The organism is Parcubacteria group bacterium (assembly GCA_016181765.1).
GTDB lineage: Bacteria > Patescibacteriota > Patescibacteriia > UBA2169 > UBA2169 > CG10-46-32.
The window spans coordinates 127,030-139,676 of sequence record JACOYR010000004.1; the positions used below are offsets into that span (position 1 = coordinate 127,030).

16 protein-coding genes are annotated in these 12,647 nt (G+C 55.0%); 7 read left to right on the forward strand and 9 right to left on the reverse strand.

All coding sequences use genetic code 11. The features are described from left to right. Positions 1-46: 46 nt before the first annotated feature. A complete protein-coding gene (locus HYT31_03135; GenBank protein ID MBI2050776.1) occupies positions 47-1,036 on the forward strand; it encodes a tRNA-dihydrouridine synthase in 990 nt (329 codons plus the stop codon). Beyond that, positions 1,003-1,305 carry a hypothetical protein gene (locus HYT31_03140; protein ID MBI2050777.1) on the forward strand — a complete coding sequence of 101 codons (303 nt, stop codon included), beginning with the start codon at positions 1,003-1,005 and terminating at the stop codon, positions 1,303-1,305. Before HYT31_03135 ends, HYT31_03140 begins: the two co-directional genes overlap by 34 nt. On the opposite strand, the gene HYT31_03145 is transcribed toward HYT31_03140, so the two are convergent. From HYT31_03145 to mraZ, 5 genes are all read right to left on the reverse strand, one after another. Further along, entirely contained in the window at positions 1,302-2,558 is a 1,257-nt protein-coding gene (locus tag HYT31_03145) for a hypothetical protein (protein MBI2050778.1), read from the reverse strand. The genes HYT31_03140 and HYT31_03145 overlap by 4 nt on opposite strands. Further along, positions 2,555-4,300 carry a penicillin-binding protein 2 gene (locus tag HYT31_03150; protein MBI2050779.1) on the reverse strand — a complete coding sequence of 582 codons (1,746 nt, stop codon included), beginning with the start codon at positions 4,298-4,300 and terminating at the stop codon, positions 2,555-2,557. The genes HYT31_03145 and HYT31_03150 overlap by 4 nt, the downstream gene beginning before the upstream one ends. Then, a complete protein-coding gene (locus HYT31_03155) occupies positions 4,278-4,601 on the reverse strand; it encodes a hypothetical protein (protein MBI2050780.1) in 324 nt (107 codons plus the stop codon). Before HYT31_03155 ends, HYT31_03150 begins: the two co-directional genes overlap by 23 nt. 35 nt (positions 4,602-4,636) lie before the next feature. Further along, the gene (gene rsmH, locus HYT31_03160) at positions 4,637-5,575 is read right to left on the reverse strand and encodes a 16S rRNA (cytosine(1402)-N(4))-methyltransferase RsmH (protein MBI2050781.1); all 939 of its coding nucleotides are present in this window, start codon (positions 5,573-5,575) and stop codon (positions 4,637-4,639) included. Positions 5,576-5,724: 149 nt separating this feature from the next. After that, positions 5,725-6,147: a division/cell wall cluster transcriptional repressor MraZ gene (gene mraZ, locus HYT31_03165; protein ID MBI2050782.1), complete on the reverse strand. Its 423-nt coding sequence runs from the start codon at positions 6,145-6,147 to the stop codon at positions 5,725-5,727. Between the two features lie 910 nt (positions 6,148-7,057). Here mraZ and HYT31_03170 point away from each other — a divergent pair. Next, positions 7,058-7,282: a DUF2283 domain-containing protein gene (locus HYT31_03170; protein ID MBI2050783.1), complete on the forward strand. Its 225-nt coding sequence runs from the start codon at positions 7,058-7,060 to the stop codon at positions 7,280-7,282. Between the two features lie 33 nt (positions 7,283-7,315). Here HYT31_03170 and tsaB read toward each other — a convergent pair whose 3' ends face one another. From tsaB to HYT31_03190, 4 genes are all read right to left on the reverse strand, one after another. Next, positions 7,316-7,723, reverse strand: coding sequence for a tRNA (adenosine(37)-N6)-threonylcarbamoyltransferase complex dimerization subunit type 1 TsaB (gene tsaB, locus HYT31_03175; GenBank protein MBI2050784.1), 408 nt, complete (start codon positions 7,721-7,723; stop codon positions 7,316-7,318). Between the two features lie 60 nt (positions 7,724-7,783). Further along, positions 7,784-8,152, reverse strand: coding sequence for a hypothetical protein (locus HYT31_03180; protein ID MBI2050785.1), 369 nt, complete (start codon positions 8,150-8,152; stop codon positions 7,784-7,786). Positions 8,153-8,320: 168 nt separating this feature from the next. After that, on the reverse strand, positions 8,321-9,196 hold the full coding sequence (locus HYT31_03185; GenBank protein ID MBI2050786.1) for a hypothetical protein: 876 nt from the start codon (positions 9,194-9,196) through the stop codon (positions 8,321-8,323). Beyond that, the gene (locus tag HYT31_03190) at positions 9,196-10,068 is read right to left on the reverse strand and encodes a C39 family peptidase (protein ID MBI2050787.1); all 873 of its coding nucleotides are present in this window, start codon (positions 10,066-10,068) and stop codon (positions 9,196-9,198) included. The genes HYT31_03185 and HYT31_03190 overlap by 1 nt, the downstream gene beginning before the upstream one ends. An 83-nt stretch (positions 10,069-10,151) precedes the next feature. Here HYT31_03190 and HYT31_03195 point away from each other — a divergent pair, with 83 nt between their 5' ends. The 4 genes from HYT31_03195 to HYT31_03210 are packed head-to-tail and all read left to right on the forward strand — an operon-like array spanning position 10,152 to position 12,641. Further along, entirely contained in the window at positions 10,152-10,487 is a 336-nt protein-coding gene (locus HYT31_03195; GenBank protein MBI2050788.1) for a hypothetical protein, read from the forward strand. Position 10,488: 1 nt separating this feature from the next. After that, positions 10,489-11,076 (forward strand): repressor LexA, encoded by a 588-nt coding sequence (locus HYT31_03200; protein ID MBI2050789.1) that lies wholly within the window; start codon positions 10,489-10,491, stop codon positions 11,074-11,076. 39 nt (positions 11,077-11,115) lie between these two features. Next, the gene (locus tag HYT31_03205) at positions 11,116-12,072 is read left to right on the forward strand and encodes a DNA cytosine methyltransferase (protein MBI2050790.1); all 957 of its coding nucleotides are present in this window, start codon (positions 11,116-11,118) and stop codon (positions 12,070-12,072) included. Beyond that, a complete protein-coding gene (locus HYT31_03210) occupies positions 12,069-12,641 on the forward strand; it encodes an HNH endonuclease (protein ID MBI2050791.1) in 573 nt (190 codons plus the stop codon). The genes HYT31_03205 and HYT31_03210 overlap by 4 nt, the downstream gene beginning before the upstream one ends. The last annotated feature ends 6 nt before the right edge of the window (positions 12,642-12,647 follow it).

The following is a 12,647-nucleotide window of genomic DNA, read 5'->3' on the forward strand; positions in this document are numbered from 1 at the left end:
GAATTTCTGGAATGACCTTCCACGCCCCTTTTTTGTATTGGCCCCCATGGCCGATGTCACGGACGCGGCATTCCGGCGTTTGATTGCAAAATACGGCGGGCCGCACGCCATGTGGACTGAATTTGTGTCTGCGGATGGTTTGTTTTCCGCGGGGCATGATGCCGTGGTAAAAGATTTGGCATATGATGAGAGCGAGCGCCCGATTGTGGCCCAGCTCTTTACGTCCAAGCCCCACGTGATGGAGAAAGCCGCGGCCATGATTCAAAGTATGGGCTTTGACGGGTTTGACATTAACATGGGCTGCCCGGACCGGGCCGTGGAAAAGCAGGGATGCGGAGCCGCACTCATGAAAGACCATAAGCTCGCGCAAGAATTGATTGCCGCGGCAAAACAGGGCGCGCCCAAGCTGCCAATCTCGGTTAAGACTCGGATTGGGTATCGTACCAATGAACTTGATGCATGGCTGCCTGCTCTGCTTGAGGCTGAACCTGCTGCCGTAACCTTTCACTGGCGCACGCGGTCTGAACTCTCGGATGTGCCCAGCCACTGGGAATTGGCGCATGACGCGGTGCGTATTCGGGACGACATGCATGCAAAGACGCTGATAGTGGGCAATGGGGATGTTTTGTCCCTGGAAGACGCGCAACGAAAAGCTGATGAGACTGGAGTGGACGGAGTCATGGTCGGCAAAGGCATCTTCGGCAACCCCTGGCTCTTCTCCGGCCATGTGCCGACTGTTGATGAAAAGCTAGCTGTTTTGGTTGAGCATTGCCGTTTGTTTGAGAAACTCGTGTCCCACAAACGGTTCCACGTCATGAAAAAGCACTTCAAGGCGTACGTCCAGGGATGGGACGGGGCTAAAGAGCTACGCATGAAACTGATGGAGTGCGAAACCGCGGATGAGGTGGAGCGTGTGATTAGTGTGGCAATGGTGGCCAATGGAATGGCAACGACACGGAGCGGGGCCTTGAGTCAAGAAACCCAACATGCTATAATGGCTCCATGGATAACCAAAACGAACAAGACCAACCGGTAACCCAACGAGAATTCAAGAAGGATATCTCGGATGTCAAGGAATCCATTGATTTTATTATTCAAAACGCGGCCACCAAAGAAGACTTAACGCAGTTTAAGAGTGATATTCTGACGGGCGTGGACAAAGTTTTTAAGGAAGTCAAAACCATGCGCGAGGAGCAAACCATGAAAGTCGCGCGGGACGACCGGCAGGATGATGAAATCATAGGCATCAAGCGCCGCGTGACGCGCGTTGAAACGCATGTCGGCCTTGAGCCGCTGGCGGGCTAGTTCAAGCGGCGGGGCTCGGCCATGATTTCTTTGACGATTGCCTCCATCTTCATGCCGCGCGAACCCTTGACCAGCACCAGGTCCCCTTTTTCCATTCTCTGCTGGACAAACAAGCCCGCTTCCTGCGTGGCGCCAAATTCAAACACGCGCTCCTCTTCCATGCCAGCTTCCCGCGCGCCGGCCGCAATGTCCCTGGCGCGCTCCCCGACCGTAATGAGCACGTTAATCCCGGAAAGTGACGCAATGAGCTGGCCTATGGCGCGGTGCTCGCCTTCGCTCAAACTCCCGAGCTCAAGCATGTCCCCGAGCACGGCAAACACGGTTCCGTGGCGATGCAAATCCGCAACTGCCTGCAGCGCGGCTTTCATGGAAGCCGGGGACGCGTTGTAGGTATCATCAATAATGGTGGTGCGCTTAATGCCGGGAAGCACGCGCATCCTGCCCGGCTCAAGTTTGAGCTCGCGTAAGCCCTCCGCAACCTCAACCATATTCACCCCCAGTATGCCGGCGACGCTCGCCGCAACCAGCGCGGGGTAGGCCCAGTGGCTGCCCAGCGCATCGCGGATCAAAACGGGCGTGACTGACCCGGCCGCGTGCACTTTGAACGACATTCCCGCGATTCCTGTTTCAGTATCATTGGTTTCGCTTACCAGGATATCGGAGGCAAAGACATCAACCCCCTCTGCCTCTGACAGCGCATAGCTGACCCTTTGCGCACGTGACGATTCGGCGAGCTTCGCCACTTCCGCATCGTCCCGGTTCACCACAATCCACCCGCCCGGCCGCACTGCGCGGAACAGGGCGCCCTTTTCCTTTGCCACGCCCGCGGCATCGCCGAACGCTTGCGTGTGCGCCGTAGAGATCGCGGTGATAACGGCAATGTCCGGCGGTACAAAAGCTGTTAAGGCCGCAATGTCCCCGGGCTTGTCCGCTCCCATCTCAAGGATGAGCACCTTGGCGTAATTGCACGGCCGCACAAGCAAACTCGCCGCGCGCAGCAACACAGCGCACCACCGCACCGGCGATCTGCCCGGCATCCAGCCTATGTCAAAAATGGCGAGCGGCACGCCGATTTCCGTGTTGAAATTCCCGCGGCTCCGGCGGGTTTTGAACTTCTTCTTAATGGCCGCGTACACCGCCTCTTTGGCCGCGGTCTTGCCCACGCTGCCCGTAATGGCGATAACCGTGGGCCGGTACTTCTGTATGACGCGGCGCGCGAGTACCGCGAGTACTATTATGACTATGCGCTTCATAGTGCTTCATCCGGCGGAACTTCGTAGTACTGCATAATGAATTTGGCAATGTCCCCGAACAGAGGAGCGGCAGTTCCCGACGCAAACCTGCCGTTCTCGGGGGCATCCAATTTGATGAGCATGGCGAACCGCGGAGCATCCACCGGGCCGTAGCCCGCAAACGAGTGCATGGTCTTTCTGCCGTACGCCCCGCCCTCCGCAATCTGCGCGGTTCCGGTCTTGCCCGCAATGTAGTACCCTGGCACGCCCCCGTGGTTATCATACCCCTCCCTGACCACGGACACGAGCATGCCCGAGATGATGGCAGACGTGCGGGGGCTTACAACCGTATCCACGGCTAAGGGCTCAGTGCGGCTTACCACAGCATCAGACCGCCGCTTTTCGGCAATAATATAGGGTTTCATCAGTGTACCACCATTTGCCAGGGCTGCATATCCCATCACAATCTGGAGCGGAGTTACGGTGATTCCCTGCCCGAACGAGGCCGTGGCAGCCCAGATGTCGCCCCGCTTTTTGAGGGATGAAATGTTCCCGGAAACCTCGTTCGGCAGCTCAATGTCTGTACTCCTGCCGAACCCGAACGTCTCCACGTACTCGCGGAACGTGCCTGATCCGATGCTCTGCTGGGCAAACACCGCGCCCGTGTTGAGCGACTGCTCCAACACGGCAACCATGTCCACGAGCCCGCGCCCCTGTCCGTCAAAATTATTCAAACGATGCTCTCCGACAACCATAAACCCCTCGTCTGTGTACGTGGTCTGCGGGGTGAGCGCCTCCTCGTTCAAGGCAGCTGCCATGGTAAACGGCTTAAAGATTGAGCCCGGCTCATAAGTTCCGGCAATGGCCGGGTTCAAATACACGCTGATGTCCGCAACCTCGTTGTAGTTATTCGGGTCAAAGCCGGGAACCGAGCACATCACGAGCACGGCCCCGCTTGCGGGGTCCACGATAATGGCGGTTCCGCCGGAAGCGGCCACCTGGGCAACGCGCTCCGAAAGCTTTTGGCACGCGTATGTCTGCAAGGTCCGGTCTATGGTGAGGACAAGGTCAATGCCGGGCTCGGGCTCAATGCGTTCCAAGGCCGCGTTCTGTATGAGCCTCCCGGACGAATCCGTGGCCCCGGAAATGGATCCGTCTTTCCCGGCGAGCTCTGCATCAAAGAGCCTCTCAAGCCCGTACTGCCCTGTTTTCTCTTCGCTTGCGGACCCCACAAACCCGGTGACGTGGGCCACGAGCCCGCCCTCCGGATAGTAGCGCCACTCTTCGGGTTCCCATGCTAATCCCGGCATGCCCAGCTGTTCAAACGGCGCCAACTCCTCTTTGGTGAGTTTATGCAGAAGCGGCTCGTAGATATCGTTCTCTTTGCCCAGGCGATAGCGCAGCGTTTCTCCATCCAGGCCGTACGGCTCAAGGAGCGGCACAAGCGCGGTAAACGCGGCTTCCGCATTCCCGATATCTTTAGGCACAATGTACAGCTGGCTGAACGCGCGGTTTGTGGCAACCGGATATTCGGTGCCGGATGCGCGCTCGCCGATGAATATCTTGCCCCGTTCCGCCATCAACACGCGCACGGTTCCGTGCTGGCTTTGGGCGCGCTCCAGAATCTCGGCCGCGCGCAGAATCTGCAGATCCGCGAGCCGGTATGCAAGCGTTGCCCCGAATATAAAAATAACCCCAATCATCAAACTGAGGCGGACCGGCGAGAGGGACGCGGACGCGTTAAGGCGAGAGCGGGGAACCATACGCGGCAACGGTGCTGAATCCCAGGTGCACGTACGTAACCTCCTGGGGCGCCTGCAGCGCCAGGCGCTCGGCGCGGCGCGCCACCGCGGCGAGCGAACGCGCCTGGGAGAGCTGCAAATTTAAATCACGGATCTCGCCCGCAAGCTCCGTGCGCCGCGCCTCCAGGTCGCGGATGGAAAATGTGTGCCCTGCCTCGGAGTTGAGCTGCCACACGTATACCGCGGCAAATCCGACCAACAACAGGATGAGGATGGCGTGCCATTTTACCAAGCCTGTGTTGTGCGATCGGGAATAGTGCATGGGCAACGCGTAAGCCCGCTCCAAGCGCAGCGCGGCTACGTTTTTTGTATAATGCGCAGCTTGGCGCTCCGCGAAGGCTTGTTCGCGAGCGCCTCGGCGCGGGTTGGTTTCTTGACTTTCTTGTTTACCAGGGTGATGGTTGGCGCTTGGGCGCGCGCCGCATCCCTAAAAAAGAATTTCACGATGCGGTCCTCCAGGGAATGGAACGATAATACCGCCATGCGCCCGCCCGGAGCGAGCAGCGAAACCAGCTCGGGCAGGGCCCTCTTGAGGTTTTCCAATTCACCGTTGGTAGCTATGCGCAGAGCCTGGAAAATGCGGGTAGCGGGGTGGATGCGGTACCTACCGCGCCCTCCGGCTCCGCGCACAACTACGTCTGCCAGTTCTCGGGTGGTGTTGATGGGCGCGCGCTTGCGCGCAGCGGCTATTGCCTGTGCTGCGCGAGCGGCGTGCCGCTCTTCACCATATTCGGTGAATATTCGTTCCAGAGATTTCTCTGGCCAGGTGTTCACTATCTCGCGCGCGGTTAGCGTCCCCTGGTCAGAAAACCTCATGTCTAGCGGTCCTTCAGTGTTGAAACTAAATCCTCTAGACTCGTCTTTGAGTTGATCGCGAGATACACCCAGATCCAGTAGTACAGCGCTAACCGGATAAAATCGTTGTTCATACGCAATTCGTTTTGTTTCGGTATAATTTGCTTGTTTGAAGATGACTCTCTTTGCTTCCCCCTCCTTTGTCCTCAAGGAGGGGGCGAGGGGGTGGTTGTACTTTGCAAGGCGTTTTTGTGAACGCCCGATCGCGTCCTGGTCCCAGTCAATGGCGAGGAGCCTCCCGTTTGGGGCCGTTGCGTTAAGGATCGCTTCCGCGTGTCCCCCTCCGCCCACGGTTGCATCTATGACAAGCGCTCCGGGTTTCAAATTAAGCCCATTAACTGCCTCCTCAAGCATGACGGGAATTTGTAGGGATTCACTCATGGCATTAAAAAGGAGCTCTTACAAAAGCTCCACTAAAAAACAATGCAAAACAGTCATGCGAAAAAAAACTGGATGTGTTTTGTTTTTGTTTTTTGGCGTAAAGCCTTTGGGTCATAGCGCGAGCTGCCTCGCGGTATGATTGAAAGACATTACACTCCGAGCTCTTCCGCGATTTTGGCGGAATCTTTCTCGGTAGCAAGCTTGTACTTTTCCCAAGTCTTGGCATCCCACACTTCCAAGCGGTTGTGCAAACCCGCAATGGTGGTGTCTTTTTTGATGCCGGCAAATTTTCTCAAATACTCCGGGATTAAGATGCGGCCCTGGCTGTCCAGTGACACGTCCATGGCGCCGGCGAGCATAAGGCGGCTGAATGCGCGCGATGTGCCTTGCGAGAGCGGGAGGCCGGAAAGCCTCTCTACAAATTTTTTCCACTCATCCGGGGTGTACACGAACAAGCAGTTATCAAGTCCCCTTGTGACGATTGCCCCTTTTTTCAAAGTCTGGCGGAATTTGGCGGGAATTGCCATTCTGCCTTTCCCATCAATGGAATGTTGGTACTCTCCGATGAACATGGCCACTCTTTATCAACAGTTTTGGTGACTTATCCCCACTTCCATCCACCTTTCACCACTGTGCAGGTATTATACACCACTTTGCATTTCATCACAACCCCCTGCAAGAGGGGTTTTACGCACAACTTATTCACAACAGCATTCCCCCTCCTTGATTTAAGGAAGGCTTGACTAAACATTCCCCCTCCTTGATAAGGAGGGGGTTAGGGGGTGGTAAAAAAAAAGCCAATCCATGTAGGTCTGGATTGGCCGTGGTATATCTGCAACGGCGGCGCTTGACTTTGTCAAGGTCCACGTTGGTAAGGAGGCGGTAACGCGCCTGCTGCGCCATGGGCCCCGTCCCCTTGCGGGGCTTAGCTACGGACGAAGAACAACTGGCTTGTCAGTCCCGCGCCAGCTTCGGTTTGTAGCGGAGTAGATGACTCCTTATCTCCCCCAAATCTCACCCGCAAGCCGAACGGGTATTGCAAGAACAGACAACGCCAAAAACACAAGAAATCCCAGAAGCAGTGCAGTTGCTGCTGCCTCTCCCGCTCTACCTAAGGGGCCATGCCGAAGGCCGATCTTAGAAGTATCATTCATGAATGAGCGGAAGATGAATAGAGAGATGATGAGCGATATCACTATCAACCATGGGTTCATAGCTGACTCTCCTTGACCCATGTGCTCGGTCCGGTGAGGGTGAAAAAACGTAGCCTAACTTGTTGACAAAATACAATTTTAACCTATCTAGGACTTACGCGTTTGCCGTCATTCTGGAGCGAGGGTACTCCCGAGCGATAGAATCTATGCGTTTTTCACGGAGATTCTATCGGCTTTGAGTACAAAGCCTCCAGAATGACGACTATTTTTGTCAAACGCGTAAGTCCTATAATTGTCATTACCATATACTGCTTTTACTACTAACTGTATGAAAATCAAGTACGACAAAACAACTGACACGCTTTACGTTGAATTTTTGGATACCACGGTCACCACCAAGCGGCTATCGGACGACATTGCCGTTGATTATGATGCCGCCGGAAAACTGGCCGGCATTGAGGTGCTGGGCGCGAAACATCTCGTTTCAGAGGAATGGCCCAACCGGCATGTGGAATACCAGGAAGACGCGCTTGCGAAAGTGCAGCGGCTCTAGCGGCTGGCGTGTGCTTTGCGAACGGACGCGGCGTTAACCGCGCTTTTTTGGGATGATGTCCGGCTCACGCCCGTACTCGGGTATGATGATGGCTGGGGTTTTTGACGTTTTGCGGCGGCGTTTGAACAACACAGCTATTTTATCAATCCCCTGTTCTTTTGAAACGCCGACAACAGGAATCTGCAATGCGTATGCCAAGGCATTGGCCGTTGCAATGCCGATGCGCAGGGACACGAACGAACCCAGGCCGCGGACGCAGGCGATGCCGCGTATATCTGACAGTGACGCTTTTGCCTGCGAAAGCATGCGCTGAATTGACGCTAATAATTTTTCCGAATGCTGGCGGTTTGATGCGACGGTTTTTGTGCGGACGACTCCCCCGTCATTCACCAGTGCGACGGCAAATGAGTCGCGCTCGGTTGTATTGATATAAAGATACATCACGGTGATAGTAGTATTTCAGGAGCAAAAAGTAAACCCCGCCTTATCCGAAGGCGGGGCCTAGTGGTTTGCGTGGTTCGGAAACCGCTCACGCAGTTTTTGCGGAAAGTTCGGGTGCCGGGCATACTCGCGGAACGCCCTGCGCTCAACGCCGGCTGGGGCGCGCGCCATTGCCCGCGCGAACGCGCATGCGAGCTTCCATACGCCCCTCGCAACAGTCCTCCCTTCCGCATGCTCAATGAGCGTCCTGATGTGCGGGAGGTAGCGCGCGATGTACACCCACGAGAGCGCCGCGGCGCGCACCCACCGGTGCGTTGCCCAGTGGAGCAGGTACTCCTCTTCGGAACGCGGGTACGCGTACCGCGCGAGCCGGGACACGACAACAAGGAACAATTGCAGCCCTGTAAGCGCTCCGAGAAATTGGAGCACGCTTTACCTCCTTCCCGTGTAAGTGAACGGGTAAAAAGGCGCCGTGGGCAGCAGGCCACGGCGCCGATGTCTCTGCGGGGAACCCGCCTTGAGAGAGGTCCGCGGCCACCGCGGGCTGCCAGGCTCCCAGAGCCGCGACCGGTGAGGATGCGCGGCTCGCGCAGAGGCCTACGTCCAGATGTGCATGTTCGCGGGATTGGGCAGGCGCATCACGTCCCGCATGCGGTACACCTTCCCCTCAAAGCCGCCCGCGACCGGCCCGGACGAGAGGGGCGAGCAGAACATGATGGCCAAAAGCGCGCCGAGCGCGAAACTCACTGTTGAGTATGCGCGCTGCTCCAGCACGAGCAAATCGTGCTGGCCTGCGAAATACACCTCATGCTCTCCAGGAAGTCCGCCGAGCCTATGCCCGGTAACCGAGATGTCACTCTCCTTGCGTTCCGCTCCCGGCCGCGCCCCGTGGCGCTGGATGACGGCTTCGGGATCAAGTCCGCGTCCTCGGGCAATGCTCCGCGCATACATCAGGGCGGTCCCGCTTAAGGGGCCCGCTTTCCGGTTGTGGTGCTTGTCCGTAACCCCAGCGTCATAGCCCGGAAAAACCTTGGCCCAGACCTCGGCGGTCCAGTCAACAAGCGTAGCTGCGGGGCTGAAGTTCGGCGCGTCCAGCACCAGCTCTCCGCGCACGGCCATCTCCTTTAGGTACTGCACGGTCGCGGGCGGAAGATCTGTGGAACCCACCACATGCCTTTTGAACCCGTTCTGAACCGCCTCCTGCATGCGTTTCAAAACTTGGTCGCCCTTTGTGGCATAGAGCACTACGGTTCCGTCCCGGTTGGAGACAAAGGCACTGGACTCGCGAGCGAGCGACGCGAATGATCCGGCCACTGCTACTCCTCCGAGTTCCTGGCTACGTTGTACGACGCCGCCATTGGGGCTCGTTACCCCGCCGACGAACGCGCACGCTTCGGACTCAAGGATAGCACGGCACACGGGTCTGCCCAGCGCCTTCCCGTACGGACCTACCACTATGACCGGGATTTTCACTACTCACCTCCCTTTCGGGTTGGGGTTATCCTGCGTTGAGGTTGAACAACGTCAGTCACATCATCCTTAAACCCCCCGTGCTCGCGCGGCCAATCGTGGATGGCATTCACAAGCGTGTCATAGGGATAGATAAACTCTTCACCGCGCCGTGTGCCAGGATCATTGGTGATAAACTGCGTTGGCGTGTACCCGCGGATGATGAGCATGTGGTACAGGGGCCCGTCTCCGGTAAAATTTGGGTTCCCGAGCATCCGGCCCGCAGCAGGGATAATGACGAGCTTGTTTGATGAGATGCGGCGCTTGATGTTATCAACGCTCACATCATCATCCAGCACTGCGGAACCCTTAAAATATTCCTGCCAGATGAACGCCACTTCTGCGGCTGTGGTGTCTTCGTAGTACCCGAACGTATTCTGCTCCCAGGCAACCAGTTCTCTGATTGCCTCATCCATTTGTTCCGCGGACAAACTCTCGCCGAAAAAAAATCTATCAGCCATGATAAGGGACGCTTCTTCGCACGCTTCCTGATAGGGCAATGACCAATCAGCATGCGGAGCTTGGGATTGGAACGGGACCGCAAGGTTGTACTCAACCGGAATTCCCCCTCCTGTAACTCCGGGGTCCCCAGAAACTGCCGAAGGCATTTCTGGGGTGGAACTGAGGGGGACGGGGGGTGGTGACGCGCCCTCGCTGTCATTGCGAGGAGCCCCGTCCGGCGCATCATTAAGATTGCTTCGCTCCCCCGCCGAATCGGCGGGTTCGCTCGCAATGACATCAGAGTATGGAACAGCCTCCGGCAAACCAGGCTCTTGGTTTGCATACCAAATAATTACAGCCCCTATAATGACGATAATTACAAAAATTTTTTTCATAAAAAAGTTATCCACAATAACCTATTTGACTTTCGGTTTTTCTTCGGCTATTATAAAACCATAACAAACGAAAAGAAAAATATATGGCAACCTCCCTCTTCCAACTCACGCTCGCGATTACCCCGGCTCTCCTGGTGGGCGCTTTTTTAAAGCGCGTAACCATGCCCTGGGAAAAAGAGAAGCGCCCCAATGAGCGCGCTATTCTACTCCGCATGCTCGCCAAGGACGTAAGCCGCGTCAAAACCATTATGGCCGCAAACATTGCGGCAGTCAACCAGGGCCGCGCGTGCACCGTACGCAGGCTCCCCCTCTCCAACTGGAACCGCCTCAAAAAAGACACGCGCTTCCACAAGTATTCAAGCGAACCCATTTTCCGGCACATGATCAGCCAGTTCCGCGAATGGGAGCGCGCCTATTAATATGACCATCATCTTACCAAACAAAAAACAGCAGCTGCTTGATTTTTTGAAATCATACGTCAAGGACCGGGGATACGCGCCCACGCTCTCGGAGATCGCGAAAAAATTCAAGGTCTCGTCCCTAGCTACGGTGCACGAGCACATGGCGTTTTTGGAGAAGCACGGGTTCATCAAGCGCACGGGCAACATCCAGTCCCGGGAACTTGAAATTGTGAGGAGCGGAAGCAATGTGGAACCAACCTTCCTGGAAGGCAGCATGCACTCCCTGCCCCTGGTTGGATTGATTACCGCAGGAGCGCCCATTGAGGCAGTGGAGAACCGCGAAGCGGAGATCGCGGTGCCCGCGGAGATTACGCGCGGCAGGCAGTGCTATATGGACGGGGATTTGGTGATTGTGGAAAAAACCGAATACGCCAAGAACGGGGACATGGTGGTTGCGGTGCTGGATGATGGAACCGCGACTCTGAAGAAGTTCTACAAGGAAAAGAACTACGTGCGCCTTCAGCCCGCGAACGCCAAGTACCAACCCCTGATGGTTGAGAATGTGATCATTCGCGGCAGGGTGGTGGGGATTATCAGGAAGTACTAAATTTTGGGTGCAAGCAGTTTTTTCTGCTATAATTTAGATATGCCGAAAATACATAAAAAAAGAAAAACGGTACTGGAACTTTGCGCGGGCGGTGGTGGACAATTTTTAGGATTAGAAGGGGCGGGATTTGATTGTGTCGGCGCTGTTGAAATAGAGGAAGAGTATTGCCGAACTCTTACGCACAACCGACCCGGCCTAAACGTTATAAATTACGATTTAAAGCAATTTAATGCGAAAAATTTTTTAGGGGTTGATTTAGTCGCAGGCGGGGTTCCCTGTCCTCCATTTTCCATTGCGGGCAAACAGCTAGGACAAAAGGACGATAGAGATTTATTTCCCTATGCGCTCAAAATAATAGGGCAAGCCGACCCAAAAGCGGTATTGCTTGAAAATGTTCCCGGCCTGGCTTCGGCAAAATTTGCAACCTACAGAAGAAATATTCAAAAAAAATTAACTGATTTGGGTTATTGGTCTGATTGGAAAATATTAAATGCTTCCGATTTTGGGGTGCCGCAATTGAGGCCTAGATTTATATTGGTGGCGGTAAAAAACGGATTAAAAAATTTTTTTGAATGGCCGAGGACTCTCTCAACTAAAGTTACGGTTGGAGAAGCCCTCTTTGATTTAATGTCAGCCAATGGCTGGACAGGCGCGCATAAGTGGTTGAAAAAAGCAAACAATGTCGGCCCAACCTTAGTGGGAGGTTCAAAAAAACACGGCGGGCCTGATTTGGGGCCAACACGAGCGCGAGAGCAATGGAAAAATTTGGGAGTTGACGGATTAGGCATTGCCGATTCTGCTCCGGAAATAAAATTTCCACATAACAAACTACCAAGGTTGACCGTGCGCATGACTGCCCGTATCCAGGGCTTCCCGGATTCCTGGCATTTTCCGGGGCGAAAAACTTCATCATACAGGCAAATTGGCAACGCTTTTCCACCCGCAGTCGCCAAAGCAGTTGGGTTTAGAATCATCAAAGCCATCCAAACAACATGAAAAGAGACAGGGAGAAAGGATCAAAACAAAAAATTCTTGATTTCCTTACCGATAATATCGGGAAAGTCGTAAACTCAAAGGAAATTCAAGAGGCTTCTGGCTGGGCCGCTGAATGGGCACGGCGCGTCCGTGAGCTGCGCGATGAACAGGGGTATCAAATTCTGTCGCACAAAGACCGCGCTGATTTGAAGCCAGGACAGTACATAATGGCCACCAAAAAAAGAAAACCGGCTTTTGCTCGCGGCATTTCCAAGGAAACAAAAGCTATAGTGTTGGAAAGAAACGGTTTTACCTGTCAAAGCTGCGGCTTAGCAGCAGGCGATCCCGACCCTTTTCACACTGGCAGGACTATCCGCCTTACTATGGGCCATATTATTGATAAATCAAAAGGCGGTCCAGATTCTCCCGAAAATTTAAAAGCTATGTGTACAAACTGTAACGAAGGATTACAGAATGCCGCCCTACCAAAACCCAATACAGTCCAGCTTCTGGCGCAGGTCAGAAGAGGCACCATTGAGAGTCAACAAGCCGTTCTTGATTGGCTTATAAAAAAATACAAAAAGCATTAACACTAG

Bases quoted from the DNA above. Each gene is read 5' to 3' on its own strand.
- HYT31_03135 (MBI2050776.1), top strand. From the start codon at position 47: ATGGCCGATGTCACGGACGCGGCATTCCGGCGTTTGATTGCAAAATAC.
- HYT31_03140 (MBI2050777.1), top strand. From the start codon at position 1,003: ATGGATAACCAAAACGAACAAGACCAACCGGTAACCCAACGAGAATTC.
- HYT31_03145 (MBI2050778.1), bottom strand. From the start codon at position 2,558: ATGAAGCGCATAGTCATAATAGTACTCGCGGTACTCGCGCGCCGCGTC.
- HYT31_03150 (MBI2050779.1), bottom strand. From the start codon at position 4,300: ATGGTTCCCCGCTCTCGCCTTAACGCGTCCGCGTCCCTCTCGCCGGTC.
- HYT31_03155 (MBI2050780.1), bottom strand. From the start codon at position 4,601: ATGCACTATTCCCGATCGCACAACACAGGCTTGGTAAAATGGCACGCC.
- rsmH (MBI2050781.1), bottom strand. From the start codon at position 5,575: ATGAGTGAATCCCTACAAATTCCCGTCATGCTTGAGGAGGCAGTTAAT.
- mraZ (MBI2050782.1), bottom strand. From the start codon at position 6,147: ATGTTCATCGGAGAGTACCAACATTCCATTGATGGGAAAGGCAGAATG.
- HYT31_03170 (MBI2050783.1), top strand. From the start codon at position 7,058: ATGAAAATCAAGTACGACAAAACAACTGACACGCTTTACGTTGAATTT.
- tsaB (MBI2050784.1), bottom strand. From the start codon at position 7,723: ATGTATCTTTATATCAATACAACCGAGCGCGACTCATTTGCCGTCGCA.
- HYT31_03190 (MBI2050787.1), bottom strand. From the start codon at position 10,068: ATGAAAAAAATTTTTGTAATTATCGTCATTATAGGGGCTGTAATTATT.
- HYT31_03195 (MBI2050788.1), top strand. From the start codon at position 10,152: ATGGCAACCTCCCTCTTCCAACTCACGCTCGCGATTACCCCGGCTCTC.
- HYT31_03200 (MBI2050789.1), top strand. From the start codon at position 10,489: ATGACCATCATCTTACCAAACAAAAAACAGCAGCTGCTTGATTTTTTG.
- HYT31_03205 (MBI2050790.1), top strand. From the start codon at position 11,116: ATGCCGAAAATACATAAAAAAAGAAAAACGGTACTGGAACTTTGCGCG.
- HYT31_03210 (MBI2050791.1), top strand. From the start codon at position 12,069: ATGAAAAGAGACAGGGAGAAAGGATCAAAACAAAAAATTCTTGATTTC.